Raw genomic sequence first — 16,344 nt, 5'->3', positions numbered from 1 at the left:
GCCACCTCGTCCGTGGACTGGTCATGGTCCTTGCCAGCGAGCAGTCCAGCCAGCAGCCGTGCTTGGATACGCGCGTTGAAGGCCGATTCGATGAGACGGCGGGCGTTACGGGAAATCTCTTGCCGCTCAAAGTCTGGCGATGCCGTGCACTTCAGTGCGTGGATGAGATCCTCCAGAGAGCCAGCACATACCAGCACTCCCGTTTTCGGCGTTCCATCTGGATGAGAGGTGATGACTTCGGGTATGCCGGTGACATCGCTGGCGACGACGGGCACTCCCATGGCCATCGCTTCCAGAAGTACGGTGGGCAGCCCATCGGTGTTGCCGTCCGTTCCTACAACGCAGGGCGCCGCAAAAACGTCCGCCCAGCCCAGGAGCGCTGCGACCTCTGACTGATTTTGTGGTCCCAGGAGGGTGACGGCGTCTTCCAGCCCTGCCTGGCGGACCTGGGTCTTCAGTTCTTCCTCCAGTTCCCCGCCACCGGCTATCCGGAGGTCAAGGTGCACTCCCTCGTGCACCAGTTGCTGGGCGGCGGCAATCAGCAGCGCGAAGCCCTTTTTTTCCACGAGCCGTCCCACGGCGGCTAACTTCAGTGTCGATCCCAGGGGCGACGGCGGCCTGAAGGTGAAGCGGTCGAGTTCCAGCCCGTTGTAGATCAGGTGTAGGCGAGCAGTCTCGGCTGGAAACAGTGACGAGAGGAAACGGTGGTTGTAGGCGCTGATGGTGATGGCATGATCAGCATCCCGCAGGACAGCCCGGAGCTGGTGATAGTCCACTGACTCGTGAAAGATGTCCTTGGCATGAGATGTGAACGAATAGGGGATCCCCGTCAGCAGTGAGGCTATACGCGCGGTCCGCGCTGACACGGAACCAAAATGCGCATGCAGATGGTCGATGTTGTTCAGGGTAGCCATCGTGGCCAGCTGGATGCCCTGATAGACCTCGTGGGGGTCCTGCCCCGCGAGTTGGGGCAGTACCAGACCGAACCGCTGGGCGAAGTCTTCGATCACCTCCTGCGCACGGTTGATGATCTCCCAGCCTTCACTGAGCTTGAATGACCGTTCCACGTAATGGACCGGCGCTTTCACCCGCGCCAGTTCCGGGTGAAAGCGAGGACCCGAGGGCGGCCTCAGGGAGAAGATGGTCAGGTTTTCTCCGGCCGCTTCCCGGGCCAAGATTTCGGTGACGATGAAGGTCTCTGAAAAGCGCGGGTAGACCTTCAGCACGTAGCCCACACGGGGGCGGTTGCTCCGCTCAGATGACGGCATGGGTGTACTCCCTTTCGGGCGTGATGGTCTTCACTCCGCCGGACAGCAGTTCCGCGGCCATACGCGGTACTGCCGCCAGTCCAGCGAGGTTCACGTTGCTCCGGTTCTGTTCTTTCTCGGTAGCCTCGGTGAACCACTGACTCACCGCTTCACTGGATAGCTGTTCCGGTGGACAGAGAGCCACGAGGTCGTGACGTTGCATCGCACTGGCTCGTATCAGTTGTTCCTGGCGGGGATGCACACGCGGGATAACCAGTGCAGGCACTGAGGTGCTGAGGATCTCGCAGATAGAGTTGTACCCGCCCATGGAGACAATCGCGCTGGCAGCTTTGATTTCGGTCAGTGCTTGGGGACGAAGGAAACAACGCGTGTGCGTGGACCTGTTGCCCGTTCCACATCTCTGCGGTGCGCTGCAGGCATCTGCGGTCCGGTAATGATCAGATGGCTGTAACCATGGGGAACGCCGGCGCGCGCCGCCGCCATGGTCACCGCCAGACCGTCCGATCCGCCCCTGCCATGGTGAGCAGAAAAGACGGCTCCATGGTGCTGGAGTTGGCAGCGTAGGGCCGGCCCGCGGAAAGGTACCCGGTGTAGCGGACACGATCTGCCAGCGCTAGCGGAATTTCGCCGGTGGCCAGCGGATCGTGAATGTTCGGATCTCCATAAATCCAGATTTCGTCGAAATCCTCGCGCAGATGACCGAGACTTCCCAGGGCTTGCCATTCGCGTGCAGCGGCCTCGGGGGAATCCAGCACATCGCGTAATCCGAACACAACCTTGCAACCGGGATTGGTTCGGCGGACCTGGCTCAGTGCCTTGCCCAGTTCTCCGTTGACGCCGTATGGGTGGCGGTCCACGATGATCAGGTGTGGTTCAAAAGACACCATAGCGGCCTCCGCGATGCCCGCACGAAGGGTCGTCAATTGTGGCATGCGGACGTCGAGATGGCGAGGGACGTAACTGCCTTCATGTTTGTCCACTCCCGGCAACGCCACCCAATCCCAGGTTGCAGGACACTGGAAACCCGAGGGTTCCCACTCCGCTGAGCAGCAGCCCTGTGACCTTGCGGTTAAGGAGTGCCGGGAGCCGGGTCGCCAGAGCATCGGCAATGGCCAGATTACGGCGGGTATGTCCCAGACCCTGAGAATCGTGCGAATAAAGGATGACGCGCAGCTCCCCGGAGTCTGCGCGTTCTGGGATGTAATCCATGCTGGCCTTCCTGCAACGTCGAGACCCACCTCAGAAGCGGCGGAATGTTCATCGCCGTCAACTATGGAGAATCAACATGATGCGAGGATGAGCCGGAGGTGAGAGTTTTCTCATCTTGAGTGCATACAGCCAGGCGATTCGGAGGCTAGGTCTTCTCATCCAAACGGTAGCCAACGCCGCGGACCGTCAGGAACCTCTCCGCACCGAGCTTGTTCCGCAGGTACCGCAGGTAGACGTCGACGACGTTTGAGGCACCCTCATAGTCGTAGCCCCATACTCGGCTGAGGAGTTGGTCGCGGGTCAGGACATGTCCCGGATTTTCCAGGAACATTCGGCGCTCCAGCCGTCGCCGGCGGTTCACGGAGACGTTTGCGCACGCGCGCCAGAAGTTCCTCGAAGCGAAAGGGCTTGGCCAGGTAGTCATCGGCGCCGCCCTCCTGCCCCGCCACCGTGTCTTGCACCGAATCCCGGGCTGTCACCATGATGACCGGCAGCGTGACATTCATCGATCTCAGCGTGGGCAGGACGGTGAAACCGTCCATGCGCGGCAGGCCCACGTCGAGGATCAGGAGATCGAACTCTCCTGTGGTGGCGTAGTCGAGTGCGCTCATGCCATCCTCCACCACAGTGGTCGTGAACCCGGCAGCCTTCAGACCTTTCTGAAGGAACATGGAGATGCGGACTTCATCTTCTGCGATTAATATGCTGGACACGCTTAGCGTTCCTCTCTACTTTCGTTCCGATTCCCACCCGGGACCCACAGCGTGAACGTGGAGCCGCGCCCCTGCTGCGAAGATAGCGTCACGGCGCCACCGTGAGCGTCCATGATGGCTGTGACGATCGAAAGGCCCAGTCCGGAGCCTTCGACTGTCCGTCCGGTGGCACCGCGTCCGAATCGGTCGAAAATCCGTTCCTGATCCGCGGCTGCAATGCCAGCGCCGGTATCCCTCACCCACAACTCCAGGGCAGCCGCATGGTGCACTTCTGGGTCTTGAATCATCGATGGCGGTGGGTCGGACCAATTCGCTCCGATAGCAATCGTGTCGCCGTCGGCCGTGAACTTAAGGGCGTTGGCGGCCAGTTGCACGAGAGCCTGGGTGATGCGCTGCCGGTCCGCCCAGACTCGCCCCGAACCCGGATGATCGATAATCCAGTTGCGCTCACCGAGGAGGGAGACCCGATCCAGTACGTCAATCACAAAATGTTCTAGCTCCATCCAATCGAGGCGAAGAAAGTCAGGACGCTGTGCTTTGGCGAGCACCAGCAGATCGTCAACCAGACGCTACATCCGGTCCAGCTCATCCAGGCCCAGTGCGCGTGTCTGGGTGACGTCCAGGAAACGACGCTGATCTGAGAATCCTTCTTCGAGCCGATCCAACATATGGTTGAAGTTCGCTGCCAATTGGCTGATGTCGTCGTCACTGTCTGGCACAGGAACCCGTTGAGTCAACTCATCCGAGGTAACAGCGGCCGTCGCTTCCCGCAGGCGTTTGACGGGTGTCAGTAGGCGGCCGGTCACCACAAAACCCACGATGCCAGCCAGTAGAATTGTCCCCAGAGAGACCAGGCTGAAAGTTCTCAGCGAATCAAAAATATCTGCGCGTTGAGTAGTAATATCGCTGGCGACCACCATGACCCCGTCGGCTTGATCTCCCTCAACACGCACGTCAACAATGGCCAGACGGTGGGTTAGTCCGTTGAGTTCAATATCACGCAGCACAGTTTCCCCGGGGACAGAGTATCTTCTCGCGGCGTTCTCGATCTGCTGTATCTGCGCGTTGGAAGTGCGCTGGGCTTTAGGGACATAGGCGGCCTGACGGTTGATGATCATGACCAGTGATTCATGTGCACTGGAGACCCGGCTGCGGATCAACGCGGGAAAGAGCTCATTGACGGACGTGAAGGTGCTGTTCCCCTTGTCAGGCCCCGCCGCCGCCAGAGTCCGTGACTGTGCCTGCTGCAATCAGGCCCGATGCCATGAAAGCCAGCATGGTGGCAAGCACCCGCGTTCGTACTGACCTCATCTCAGTTCGAAAGCGTTGTATCAAACTCACACGCCGGAGTCCCATAGCTGCAACCCTACTGCCGAGCGTGGCCGAGACTCCGGTGCGGTGAAGCACGTAGAATACATATCAACCCCAACCTGCCCGGCAATTTCGCGAAAGAGGCGTACCTGTGAGCCCAGAGCCCAACTCCGCACCCGAAGAATTCAATCCTTTTGCGCTCATAGGACTGACTTACGACGACGTCCTGCTCCTTCCCGGACACACGGATGTCATCCCGTCTGAGGCGGACACCAGTTCAAGGATTTCCAAGCGGATCACGGTGCGCACGCCGTTGTTGTCGGCCGCAATGGACACGGTCACCGAGGCGCGGATGGCGGTGGCCATGGCGCGTCAGGGCGGCCTTGGTGTGATCCACCGGAATCTGAGTATTGAGGACCAGGCGGAGCAGGTGGACCGGGTCAAACGCAGTGAATCGGGGATGATCACCAACCCGGTGACTGTAGGGCCCGATGCTACGCTTCGCGAGCTCGATGATCTGTGCCGGCACTACCGTGTTTCGGGTCTGCCGGTGGTTGACGCAGAGGGCAGGCTACTGGGCATTGTCACCAACCGTGATACGCGGTTCGTGCCGGATGAGGAGTACCCCACCCGGCTGGTGCATGAGGTCATGACGAAGATGCCGTTGGTCACGGGCCGCGAGGGGATCAGCCGCGAGGACGCTTTGGACCTGCTGCACCGGCACAAGATCGAGAAACTGCCGCTGGTGAATGGTTCTGGCATGCTGCGTGGACTGATTACCGTCAAGGATTTCACCAAGGCTGAGCAGTATCCCCTTGCTACCAAGGACGAGGAGGGCCGGCTGCGTGTTGGAGCAGCCATCGGCTTCTTCGGCGACGGACTTGAACGCGCCATGACCCTGGTCGAGGCCGGGGTTGACGCGTTGTTCGTGGATACGGCCAACGGGCATAGCCAAGGTGTGCTGTCCATGGTTGCGGCTCTGAAGGCAGAGAAGTCCGCTGCACACGTTGACATCATTGCCGGTCAGGCGGCTACGCGTGAGGGCGCGCAGGCCCTGTGCGATGCCGGAGCTGACGGCATCAAGGTTGGTGTTGGTCCCGGATCCATCTGCACCACGCGCGTGGTTGCCGGTGTGGGTGTTCCCCAGATCACCGCTATCTATGAGTCGGCGAAGGCTGCGATTCCGGCGGGCGTTCCACTGATTGCCGACGGCGGCCTCCAGTACTCGGGCGATATTGGCAAGGCGTTGGTTGCCGGTGCCGATACGGTGATGCTTGGTTCATTACTGGCTGGGTCGGAGGAAGCTCCGGGCGAGCTGGTGTTCGTGAACGGCAAGCAGTACAAGACCTACCGCGGCATGGGGTCCCTCGGGGCCATGCAGACCCGTGGTCGCAATACTTCATACTCGAAGGACCGTTATTTCCAGGCGGATGTTGCGGGCGATGACAAGCTCATTCCCGAGGGAATCGAGGGTCGTGTTGCCTACCGTGGACCGTTGGAGTCCGTGGCTTATCAGCTGGTCGGCGGCCTACGCCAGACCATGTTCTACGTTGGCGCACGGAGCATCGCGGAGCTGAAGTCCAAGGGCAAGTTTGTCCGGATCACGGCCGCGGGGCTCAAGGAATCTCATCCGCACGACATCCAGATGACGGTGCAGGCGCCAAACTATGGTTCCAAGTAATCGTGGGTCGATTTGGTGCCCGCCGCTGATAGCCTAAGAGCGTGACTAACGAGATTGAAATTGGCCGCGGCAAGCGGGGCCAGAGGGCATATTCGCTGGATGACGTCGCCGTGGTTCCATCGCGCCGGACGCGGGATCCGCGGGACGTTTCTGTCCAGTGGCAGATCGACGCGTACCAGTTCGAGATTCCGGTTCTGGCGGCCCCCATGGACTCCGTGATGTGCCCGGAAACGGCGATTGCCATGGGCAGGCTCGGCGGACTCGGCGTCCTGAACCTTGAGGGCCTGTGGACGCGCTACGAGGATCCACGTCCTGTTCTTCAAGAAATCTCCGAGCTGAGCGAAGAGAATTTCAGCCCGTCGGCCACGCTGCGCATGCAGGAGCTGTACCGGGCGCCTGTCCAGCCGGAGCTGATCACTTCCCGCCTCGCTGAGATCCGTGAGTCCGGAGTCACGGTAGCTGGTTCCTTGACGCCGCAGCGTACCCAAGAGTTCTACCGGACGGTGATCGAGGCTGGCGTCGATATTTTTGTGATCCGCGGGACCACGGTGTCCGCTGAGCACGTGTCTAAAACACAGGAACCGCTGAACCTCAAGCAGTTTATCTATGAACTTGATGTTCCGGTGATCGTCGGAGGAGCAGCTGGCTACACGCCGGCGCTGCACCTGATGCGAACGGGTGCGGCTGGAGTTCTCGTTGGATTCGGTGGGGGAGCGACCACAACCACGCGCCGTGCCTCCGGAATCCACTCGCCGCTTGCTTCGGCGATTTCCGACGTCGCTGCCGCACGCCGGGATTACATGGACGAATCAGGTGGCCGGTATGTGCACGTCATCGCCGACGGCGGTATGGGAGCAAGCGGGGACATCGTGAAGGCCATGGCCATGGGCGCTGACGCTGTGATGCTCGGCTCGGCACTGGCACGAGCCGAGGAAGCTCCGGGACGTGGATGGCATTGGGGCCCCGAGGCTCATCACGAGGAACTTCCTCGCGGGGACCGGGTCCGGGTTGGCACGGTAGGACCGTTGAAGGAAGTACTTTGGGGCCCATCCCATCACACCAACGGCACCTCTAATCTTATTGGCGCATTGAGGCGTTCCATGGCAACGACGGGTTACTCGGACCTGAAAGAGTTCCAACGGGTTGAAGTGGTTGTCTCTCCCTATGTTTCGGATAGCGCGGACCTGACTTAAGCTCGTCCGCGACGTAAGGTTTCTTGCATATCGTCCACATTCTCAGGAGGACTTACCGTGTCAGCACCATCATCGTCGGTTGAAGCGCTCAGCCCGAAGAACCGTGAGTCCGCGATCGATTATCTGAAGGCGACCTCTGAAGCCGGCCGGGAACTCGATGTCCTGATCGTCGGTGGGGGTGTAGTGGGCGCAGGGGCAGCTCTGGATGCTGTGACTCGCGGCCTGGACGTTGGAATGGTCGAGGCCCGAGACTGGGCATCCGGCACGTCCTCACGCTCGTCGAAGTTGATCCACGGTGGCCTGCGTTACCTCGAAATGCTGGACTTCGCGCTGGTGCAGGAGGCTCTGAAGGAACGGGGTCTGTTGATCCAACGGATCGCTCCACACCTGGTGCGTCCGGTGCCTTTCCTGTATCCCTTGACCAAGCGCTTCATCGAGCGCCCTTACGTGGGCGCAGGGATCATGCTCTATGACACCATGAGCCTCACCGGTGGGAACTCCCGCGGTGTACCCATGCACAAGCACCTCAGTAAGCGCGGGACCCTGCGCGCAGCCCCGAGCCTGAAGAAGGACGCCTTCGTCGGGTCCATCCGCTACTACGACGCACAGGTCGATGACGCCCGGTACGTGGCGAACATGGCGCGGACGGCCATGAATTACGGTGCGAAGGCCGCGAACCGCGTTGCCGTCGTTGACTTCCTGCGGGCCGGCGAACGCGTGGTCGGAGCCAAGGTCAAAGATCAGGAGACCGGCGAAGAATTCGAGATCCGGGCCAAGCAGGTCGTGAACGCAACCGGTGTCTGGACCGATGAGACCCAGGCCATGGTGACGGACCGTGGGCAGCTCAAGGTCAGGGCGTCCAAGGGTATTCACCTGGTGGTTCCGCGGGACCGCATTCAGTCTACGGTCGGCATGATTCTTCGGACCGAGAAGTCCGTCTTGTTCGTGATCCCGTGGGGCCGTCACTGGATTATTGGCACCACGGATACGGACTGGGACCTGGATAAGGCACACCCAGCCGCGTCGTCGAAGGATATCGATTACCTGTTGGAGCACGTCAACAAGGTGTTGAAGCGGCCGCTGACCAGGGAAGACGTCGAGGGTGTCTACGCCGGGCTTCGACCTTTGCTGGCGGGCGAGAGCGATTCAACCGCGAAGCTCTCCCGCGAACACGTGGTGGCCCACCCGGTGCCGGGTCTGGTAGTGGTAGCAGGCGGCAAATGGACCACGTACCGTGTCATGGCTAAAGACGCGGTGGATGAAGCCACCCGGGCCCTTGACGAGCGGGTCCCGGACAGCTGCACATCCACCATTCCCATGCTCGGCGCCGAAGGCTATAAGGCAGCGTGGAACAACCGTGCGCGGATGGCGGAGGATGCAGGCATTCACGTTGCACGGGTGGAGCATCTGCTCCAGCGCTATGGTTCGTTGACTAGCGAATTGCTGGAGCTGATCAAGGCGGATCCGCAGCTTGGAGAGACCCTGCCAGGCACCGATGATTACCTGCTCGCGGAAGTGGTTTATGGCGTGACGCACGAGGGCGCACGGCACATTGATGACATCCTGACCCGCAGAACCCGCATGTCCATAGAATGCTTTGATCGCGGTGTCTCTGCTGCGCCAGTGGTGGCGGACCTGTTGGCGCCTTACCTCAACTGGAGTGCGGACCAGGTGGATCGTGAGGTCAAGCATTATCTGGCCAGGGTTGAAGCCGAGAGGCTCAGCCAGGAACAGCCCGACGACGTCTCGGCCGATAGCGCCCGGCTGGGGGCAGCAGACATTCTGCCAGTTGAACCGGTCCAGTCCGAGTAGGGGCCGGGCCGGAGAGTCAGGGAGCCAGCCGTGGCAGCTGATGCGGATTTCGTAGACAGGCCGCTGACCACCTCTGGGCTCGTCGTCCTCCGGCTGGAAGCGGTTGACCGACAGGACGCCGCGAGGCAACTGGCTGCGCGTATGTTCGCAGAAGGGCGCCTCTCGGATCTGGAGGCGTTCCTGGCTCAGCTCGGTGCCCCTGAACACCAGATGGCCACGGGTCTGCCGGGCGGTATCGGCATACCGCATGCTCGTAGCGAGTACGTCGTTGACACATCTATCGCCGTGGGAGTGACCAGATTCGGTCACAGCCTGGACTTCGGGGCAGTGGATGGGCCCGCGACGCTCATTCTGTTGATGGCGACGCCGGCGTCGTCGTACTCCGGGCATCTGGACATTCTCGCAAGGTTGGCGCGTTCCCTCTCTCGAGAGAACTTCCGTGAATCCCTGCGTCGTGCCCACGATGAGGAAATCATCGCCGAACTGATCAATTCCACAGTGGACTTTGCAGAGTGCTGACCGGCACTACTCCGTACGCCAGGAGTGCCACAGGGACGCGTAGGCGCCCTCTTGTGCCAGCAATTCGTCGTGCGATCCGAGTTCCGTGATCCGTCCGCCTTCAACTACCGCAATGCGATCGGCGTCGTGCGCGGTGTGTAGACGGTGGGCAATAGCCACGACGGTGCGGCCGGTGAGGACCGCGTTGAGCGAACGTTCCAGGTCGCGCGCTGCCTGCGGGTCAATGAGGGAGGTAGCCTCATCCAACACCAGCGTGTGCGGGTCCGCGAGGACCAACCGTGCCAACGCAATTTCCTGAGCCTGTGCGGGCGTCAGTTCGAAGGCACCCGAGCCAACCTCGGTATCAACGCCGTCAGGAAGTGCCTTCGCCCAGGTGAGTGCGCCGACGTCGTTCAAGGCGTCCTCGAGTTCCTGCGGCGAGGCGTCGGCTTTCCCCAACCGCACGTTGTCGGCCAGCGAACCCACGAATACGTGATGTTCCTGAGTGACCAGAGCGACTTCACGCCGCAGTTCGTCCAACGGCCGGTTCACAAGCGGCACACCGCCGACGGTGACGGAGCCCGACGACGGCGGATGGATACCGGCGATCAGTCGGCCCAATGTGGATTTTCCGGCTCCGGACGGTCCAACCATGGCCAGGCGTTCACCCCGCCGCAGGGTCAGGTTCACACCGTGGAGCACATCGTGTCCCGGCCGGTACGCGTAGCGCACATCGGAGAGCAGAATGTCCTCAGTCACGGGCTGCTCCGCGGTCGCAGTGCGGTCCGGGGGTACATCCTTGATGCCGATGATGCGGGCCAGCGACGCGGCGCCCACCTGAATTTCGTCAGTCCACATGATTAGCGTGTCGACGGGATCGATCAGCCGCACCGCGAACAGCGCAACAGCGGAGACCATACCCGGTGAGACAGCGTCGTTAGAGGCCAACCAACTGCCCCACAGTAGAATCCCAGCCACGGGGATCCAGAAGGCAAAATCAGCGGCGGGGAACAGAATAGACCGCAGAAACAGGGTGAAGCGCTCGGCCTTGAAACTGCCACCGATCGCGGAATCCATCCGATCCCGGCGCAGAGAGCCCATGCTGAGGGCGTCCACCGTGCGGGCACCCTCAATGGTCTCGGTGACAGCACCATTGATCACGGCATAGGACTCACGTTCGCGCTGATAGCCCACGGTGCTTCGCTTGAGGTACCAGCGCGTGATGGGAATGAGGATCGGCAGCCCAATCAACAGAGCAATGGACAGGACGGGCGAAACCAGCACTGCCGCCCCCACCGTGAGCACAATGGTGACCACGGAAACCAGCACCTGAGGGATGCCGAACCTCACGGAATGTGACACGGAGTCAATATCGTTCGTGGTCCGCGACACGAGGTCGCCGGTGCCGGCCTTCTCAACCGTGGACAGCGGCAGTGAGGTCACATCTGCCATGAAATCATCACGCAGCTCCGTGAACACCCGCTCGCCGAAAATCATGCCCGTCGAGACGGCATAGCGCCGAAGCGCTGACTGCAGGACAACGGCTACCAACATCACGCTCGAAATGAGGGTTACGGTCTGCGCAGTAGTACCGGCGATCACCGCATCAATCAAACGCCCAATTAGGTAGGGGCCCACCAGCCCTGCGACCGCAGAGAGCACATACAGCACCAGCACCACGGCCAGGCCTGAGCGGTGCTTGCGGATCAGTCGTCCGGTCTCACGGCGGACCTCCGCACCGGAAGCGACGGGCAGTTTCCCAGACTCGACCGCCGGCTGGTTGGCCTGCTCTTCGGGCAGGGTCTGGGTTTCACTCACTGCGAATCACCACGTTTCGGTAATCGGAAACTTTGATCAGGTCCTCATGCCTGCCTTCAGCTGCCACACGGCCGTCCTGAAGGAACACCACATGATCAACCGCGCCCAGCATCAGCGGACTCGCGGTGACAACCACGGTTATGCGATGACCACCGCCACGGGCACCCTGGAGCCGGGCCGCGATCCGCGACTCAGTGTGCGCATCAACGGCCGACGTCGGTTCTATCAACACCAGTGCCTCAGCCTCCGTCAGGAGAGCGCGGGCCAGAACGAGTCGCTGCCGCTGCCCGCCGGAGAAGCTCCGACCACGTTCGGTGACTTCCTCATCCAGACCGTTCTCAAGCCCATCGATGATGTCGATCGCGCTGGCCGCATCGAGCGCGGCCAGGATGGCGTCGTCGTCGTGCTTGCCGTACGGATCCAGTTGAGAACGCAGCGTTCCCGTGAAGAGTTGGGGGCTGGCTTCGCTGACCACAATCCGCTGGCGGATCTCCTCCAGCGGCACGTGGTGCAGCAGTTCCTTCCCCCACCGGACCTCGGCCTCGGAAAGAACCAGGTCATCGAAGCGTCCCAGCCGTGTTGCGAGCTCGGCTGAATGCGCGGGGTCGCCGGAGACGACGGCGGTGATCCTGCCAGGTTCAACGACGACGCCGGAGCGGACGTCCGTCAAAGGGCTCGCCGCTGCCGGTGCCGCGACGCGGGGGCCCTCGTCTGAAACGTTGGAATCGATGGAGAGCACATTGACGATCTTTCGGGCGCCAACGTGAGCACGGATGTAACTGGAGGCCGCCTGTGATGCCACTCGAATGGGGGTAGTGAGGAAAACGGAGTAACCGTAGAGAGCCACCAGTTGCCCGGGCTGGATGTCACCGTTGATGGCCTGCGTTGCACCCACCCAGGTGAAGACCACACCAAAAATGCCGGCTAGAAGGACCTGCGAGGCCTCAAGTGTGGCAAGGGACCCTGCCACCTTGATACCGGCGTCGCGCGTGGTAGCCGAGCGCTCGCGGTAGCGGCCCACAAAAATATCTTCACCGCCAATGCCGCGCAGAACGCGCAGACCCGCCACGGTATCCGCGCCAACCGCGGTCATCAGACCGGACGCCTCGCGCTGTTCACGCTGCTTCTCTTGGAGCGGGCGGACCACCAATGCCAGGAACGCGCAGCTCAGCGGAACTCCGACGAACACGATGAGTCCTAGCAGGGGCGAGGTCTGGGTGATCAAGAAGCTCACTGCCAGCCACCCCACGACGGCGCCTGCCGCGGAGTCCACCATGTAGAAGGTGTCCCCAATCCGCGTGGCGTCCGAGGCAGCGGTGGAAACAACTTCTCCGGTGGAGAGCTTGCGGGGAAGTGCGTCCCCAGTTCGGGTGATGCGGTGGCCGATCAGCCGCATGGACTTGAAGACCGCTTGCATCCAATTGCTGATGGCGGCCCGGTGGCGCATCATGCCGGCGAGAACCTGAACAACAACCAGACCGATGAGCAGCAGGACCCATTGGGCGAGTTGTCCTATATCGCTGCCCACAATGCCGTCGTCGATAGCGCGGCCTATGACGAACGGGACGAAGGCCTGGGTGAGCATCCAAACGATTCCGAACCCGGTTCCGATGAGCAGCGTTGACTTCTGGTGGGAGGCCAACCACAGCAGATAACGGGCGGGGGATGTCAGGACAGGCTTGCCGGGATCGGGGTAGGGATAGGAGCGCACGAGGAACCATCTTAGCCACATTTCCCGACCTGCGGTAGACGAATCCCAATCACTTAGCGCATTGGGTTTTCTACACGTGGTCGAAGTACCATGGATGCGTGCTCAAGACCGCTCTGAAACCACGCTGGATCCTGTCGCTGATCTTTGCCCTGGTGCTGGCCTCGGTCTTCGTGTTGCTCAGCCAATGGCAATTTTCACAATCTGAGGGTGAAGCACCTCCGCCGCCCACCCAAACGGAGACCGTCAGGCCGCTGACCGAAACGTTCAAGCCCGGGGATCCGCTGTACAAGCCCGACGCCGATCAGCGCGTGAGCATCGAAGGGTCGTTCGTCGCCGGAACACAGTTGGTGATTCCCGGTCGGCTGCAGGATGACCGCGAGGGCGCTTGGGTGGTTAACGCTTTTGAAGTCGCCGGCGCTCCGGAAACTGCGGGCACGACGCCGGTCATCGCGGTGGTTCGCGGTTGGATTGCGGACGACGCCGCCGCGCCGCCGGAGCCCAAAGCGGGACCCGCCGCCGTGGTGGGCAGGCTGCTTCCTACCGAGGCCCCGATCGCCGGACCAATGCCCCAGGGGCAGGTGGCCAGCCTGTCAGCGGCTCATCTGGTCAACCTCTGGGACCGGCCCGCCTACTCCGGATTCGTCACGGCGAGTGATATCTCGCATCAGGGTCAATCGGCAGCCGTGCCGGCCGGTGTTGAACGCGTTCTCGTGGGCCCACAGCCACAGGAGACTCCGCTGAACTGGCTGAACATCTTCTACGCCATAGAATGGTTTGTCTTTGCAGGCTTTGCCTTCTTCCTCTGGTGGCGGCTGGTAGCGGACGACTACCGCAGACAGCACGAAGATGCCGAGGACGAAGAGGTAGCACGCCAGAGCTCCACCAGTCAGTCACAGAACGAGGTAACCAAGTGACCGAAACACAGCCCAGCACTACTCCCAAAAAACGACGTTTTGGGGGGACCCACAGCCAGATTCGCTCGGCGCTGACGTTTTATAAAGTGCTCGCATACGCCACCGGTGTGATGCTACTGCTGGTTGTCGTTGAAATGATCGCAGCGTACGGTTTCGGATCCGACATCATCGCTGGCGGAGTCAACGCATCCGGTGACACGGTGCCGCTTGGCATGTTCACCAAAGACTCGAACACCGGCGGAATCAATCTCTCCACCATGGTGCTCATCGTCCACGGCTGGATGTACGTCGTCTACCTCTTTGCCGATTTCCGGCTATGGCAGATGATGCGCTGGCCTTTCAGCAAGTTCATTGTCCTGGCCCTCGGCGGTGTGGTGCCGCTGATGTCCTTCATCGTCGAAACCCGGACCCATCGCCGGGTGGAGAGCGAACTCGCCGAGCATCCCGAAGCCGCCAAGAGGTACTGATTCATTGCCGGTTTGGGCTGCTGTCATCGGCGGATAAACTGGGATGGTGATGAATCCCGAAGCCGCCCTGACCGAACACCGGCCTGTCCTTATTGTTGACTACGGCGCCCAGTATGCACAGCTGATTGCTCGCCGCGTGCGCGAGGCCAACGTCTTTTCGGAAGTTGTTCCGCATACCTGGACCACAGATCAGATCTTGGCTAAAAACCCCGTAGCGATCATTTTGTCGGGAGGCCCGTCGAGCGTCTACGCCGAGGGTGCGCCCAGCGTGGGCCCGGATCTCTTTGAGGCGGGCGTTCCGGTTCTGGGCATCTGCTATGGCTTTCAGGCCATGGCCAATGCACTGGGCGGACATGTCGCCCAGACAGGCCTGCGCGAATACGGATCCACCGACGTCACAGCAACGAACGGGTGCCGGTCCATCCTTGAAGGCATCCCCGAACATCAGAATGCCTGGATGAGCCACGGGGATAGCGTTCATGCCGCACCTGAGGGCTTCGAGGTGCTGGCGAGCAGCGCTGGCGCTCCTGTCGCCGCATTCGCCCATGAGGAGAAGCGGCTCTATGGCGTGCAATGGCATCCAGAGGTCAATCATTCGGCCCACGGCCAGCGGGTGCTGGAAAACTTCCTCTACCGCGGTGCGGGCCTCCAGGGAAACTGGACCACCGGCAACATTCTGGAAGAGCAGGTAGAGCGCGTACGGCAGCAGATCGGGGATGCCCGGGTGATCTGCGGGTTGTCAGGCGGCGTTGATTCTGCCGTCGCCGCTGCCCTGGTCCAGCGTGCTGTGGGGGATCAGCTGACCTGTGTATTCGTTGATCATGGGCTCCTGCGCGAAGGCGAAGCGGAGCAGGTTGAACGCGATTTTGTTTCTGCAACGGGTGTCAAGCTTTACGTCGCTCATGAGCAGGAGCGTTTCCTCAATGCTCTGGCCGGAGTGTCGGATCCAGAAACTAAGCGAAAGATCATCGGCAGGGAGTTCATCCGGGCGTTCGAGGAAGCTGAACGCGCGATCATTCGTGACGCTGATGCCGTCGGCGAGCAGATCAAGTTCTTGGTTCAGGGCACTCTGTACCCAGACGTCGTCGAATCCGGGGGCGGTGAGGGCGCGGCGAACATCAAGAGTCACCACAACGTGGGAGGACTTCCTGAGGACCTGCGTTTTGAACTGGTCGAGCCACTACGGAATCTTTTCAAAGATGAGGTGCGCGCTGTCGGTGCCGAACTGGGCTTGCCCGCCGAGATTGTCGGTCGGCAGCCGTTCCCCGGTCCGGGACTTGGAATACGGATCGTCGGGGACGTGACGGCCGAGCGTTTGGACCTGCTGCGCCGCGCCGATGCCATTGCGCGTGCAGAACTGACGGCGGCCGGACTGGATCAGGAAGTCTGGCAGATGCCCGTCGTTCTTCTGGCTGATGTCCGCAGCGTGGGCGTGCAGGGGGACGGCCGAACCTACGGGCACCCGATCGTGTTGCGTCCTGTCTCCAGCGAGGACGCTATGACGGCGGACTGGTCCCGGCTGCCCTATGACCTGCTGGCGCGGATCTCAAATCGGATCACCAATGAGGTCGACGGCGTGAACCGGGTGGTTCTGGATGTCACGTCCAAGCCGCCGGGAACCATCGAATGGGAGTAGCGCCTGCCTGTGCAGGAGCCTGAAATGCTAACTTTTGGTGCTCCGCCGGTGTTGCCTTCGGGGCATACCGGGTTACGTCCGATAGCTTGGAGGATATGCCACTCTGGTCACGA

Annotated in this window: 14 protein-coding genes and 2 pseudogenes; 7 read left to right on the top strand and 9 right to left on the bottom strand. The window is 61.4% G+C overall.

Going from position 1 to position 16,344, the window contains the following annotated elements:
• Window positions 1-155: 155 nt before the first annotated feature.
• The 7 genes and pseudogenes from JOE65_RS12340 to JOE65_RS12310 form a co-directional block, all read right to left on the bottom strand.
• Window positions 156-914: pseudogene (locus tag JOE65_RS12340) on the bottom strand (glycosyltransferase family 4 protein); the annotation flags it as partial.
• Window positions 915-1,254: 340 nt separating this feature from the next.
• Window positions 1,255-1,575, bottom strand: coding sequence for a hypothetical protein (locus tag JOE65_RS15635; protein ID WP_205163473.1), 321 nt, complete (start codon window positions 1,573-1,575; stop codon window positions 1,255-1,257).
• A gap of 178 nt (window positions 1,576-1,753) precedes the next feature.
• On the bottom strand, window positions 1,754-2,248 hold the full coding sequence (locus JOE65_RS12330; RefSeq protein ID WP_205163472.1) for a hypothetical protein: 495 nt from the start codon (window positions 2,246-2,248) through the stop codon (window positions 1,754-1,756).
• Entirely contained in the window at window positions 2,235-2,477 is a 243-nt protein-coding gene (locus JOE65_RS12325) for a hypothetical protein (protein WP_205163471.1), read from the bottom strand. The genes JOE65_RS12330 and JOE65_RS12325 overlap by 14 nt, the downstream gene beginning before the upstream one ends.
• 145 nt (window positions 2,478-2,622) lie before the next feature.
• Window positions 2,623-3,190, bottom strand: a pseudogene (locus JOE65_RS15210) (response regulator transcription factor).
• Window positions 3,191-3,192: 2 nt separating this feature from the next.
• Complete coding sequence (locus tag JOE65_RS12315; RefSeq protein WP_205163469.1) at window positions 3,193-3,738, bottom strand: ATP-binding protein; 546 nt, start codon at window positions 3,736-3,738, stop codon at window positions 3,193-3,195.
• Between the two features lie 21 nt (window positions 3,739-3,759).
• Window positions 3,760-4,440, bottom strand: a complete 681-nt coding sequence (locus tag JOE65_RS12310) for a HAMP domain-containing protein (RefSeq protein WP_205163468.1) — start codon at window positions 4,438-4,440, stop codon at window positions 3,760-3,762.
• A gap of 212 nt (window positions 4,441-4,652) precedes the next feature.
• Between JOE65_RS12310 and guaB the strand changes: the two genes are divergently transcribed.
• The 4 genes from guaB to JOE65_RS12290 are packed head-to-tail and all read left to right on the top strand — an operon-like array spanning window position 4,653 to window position 9,706.
• Entirely contained in the window at window positions 4,653-6,182 is a 1,530-nt protein-coding gene (guaB, locus tag JOE65_RS12305) for an IMP dehydrogenase (protein WP_205163467.1), read from the top strand.
• Between the two features lie 41 nt (window positions 6,183-6,223).
• A complete protein-coding gene (locus tag JOE65_RS12300; protein WP_205163466.1) occupies window positions 6,224-7,375 on the top strand; it encodes a GuaB3 family IMP dehydrogenase-related protein in 1,152 nt (383 codons plus the stop codon).
• Window positions 7,376-7,432: 57 nt separating this feature from the next.
• A complete protein-coding gene (locus tag JOE65_RS12295; RefSeq protein ID WP_205163465.1) occupies window positions 7,433-9,187 on the top strand; it encodes an FAD-dependent oxidoreductase in 1,755 nt (584 codons plus the stop codon).
• 30 nt (window positions 9,188-9,217) lie between these two features.
• On the top strand, window positions 9,218-9,706 hold the full coding sequence (locus JOE65_RS12290; protein ID WP_205163464.1) for a PTS sugar transporter subunit IIA: 489 nt from the start codon (window positions 9,218-9,220) through the stop codon (window positions 9,704-9,706).
• 6 nt (window positions 9,707-9,712) lie between these two features.
• Here JOE65_RS12290 and JOE65_RS12285 read toward each other — a convergent pair whose 3' ends face one another.
• A complete protein-coding gene (locus JOE65_RS12285) occupies window positions 9,713-11,503 on the bottom strand; it encodes an ABC transporter ATP-binding protein (protein WP_338021638.1) in 1,791 nt (596 codons plus the stop codon).
• A complete protein-coding gene (locus JOE65_RS12280; protein ID WP_205163463.1) occupies window positions 11,496-13,214 on the bottom strand; it encodes an ABC transporter transmembrane domain-containing protein in 1,719 nt (572 codons plus the stop codon). Before JOE65_RS12280 ends, JOE65_RS12285 begins: the two co-directional genes overlap by 8 nt.
• Before the next feature lie 98 nt (window positions 13,215-13,312).
• Here JOE65_RS12280 and JOE65_RS12275 point away from each other — a divergent pair, with 98 nt between their 5' ends.
• Genes JOE65_RS12275 through guaA form a run of 3 tightly spaced genes read left to right on the top strand, consistent with a single transcriptional unit; the run spans window position 13,313 to window position 16,231 of the window.
• On the top strand, window positions 13,313-14,128 hold the full coding sequence (locus JOE65_RS12275) for an SURF1 family protein (RefSeq protein ID WP_338021637.1): 816 nt from the start codon (window positions 13,313-13,315) through the stop codon (window positions 14,126-14,128).
• Window positions 14,125-14,595 carry a DUF3817 domain-containing protein gene (locus tag JOE65_RS12270; RefSeq protein ID WP_338021636.1) on the top strand — a complete coding sequence of 157 codons (471 nt, stop codon included), beginning with the start codon at window positions 14,125-14,127 and terminating at the stop codon, window positions 14,593-14,595. Before JOE65_RS12275 ends, JOE65_RS12270 begins: the two co-directional genes overlap by 4 nt.
• A 49-nt stretch (window positions 14,596-14,644) precedes the next feature.
• Window positions 14,645-16,231 carry a glutamine-hydrolyzing GMP synthase gene (gene guaA / locus JOE65_RS12265; protein WP_205163461.1) on the top strand — a complete coding sequence of 529 codons (1,587 nt, stop codon included), beginning with the start codon at window positions 14,645-14,647 and terminating at the stop codon, window positions 16,229-16,231.
• Window positions 16,232-16,344 lie beyond the last annotated feature (113 nt).

The sequence above is a fragment of the Arthrobacter roseus genome (assembly GCF_016907875.1).
GTDB classification, from domain to species: domain Bacteria; phylum Actinomycetota; class Actinomycetes; order Actinomycetales; family Micrococcaceae; genus Arthrobacter_J; species Arthrobacter_J roseus.
This window is presented reverse-complemented; position numbering and strand designations above follow the sequence as displayed.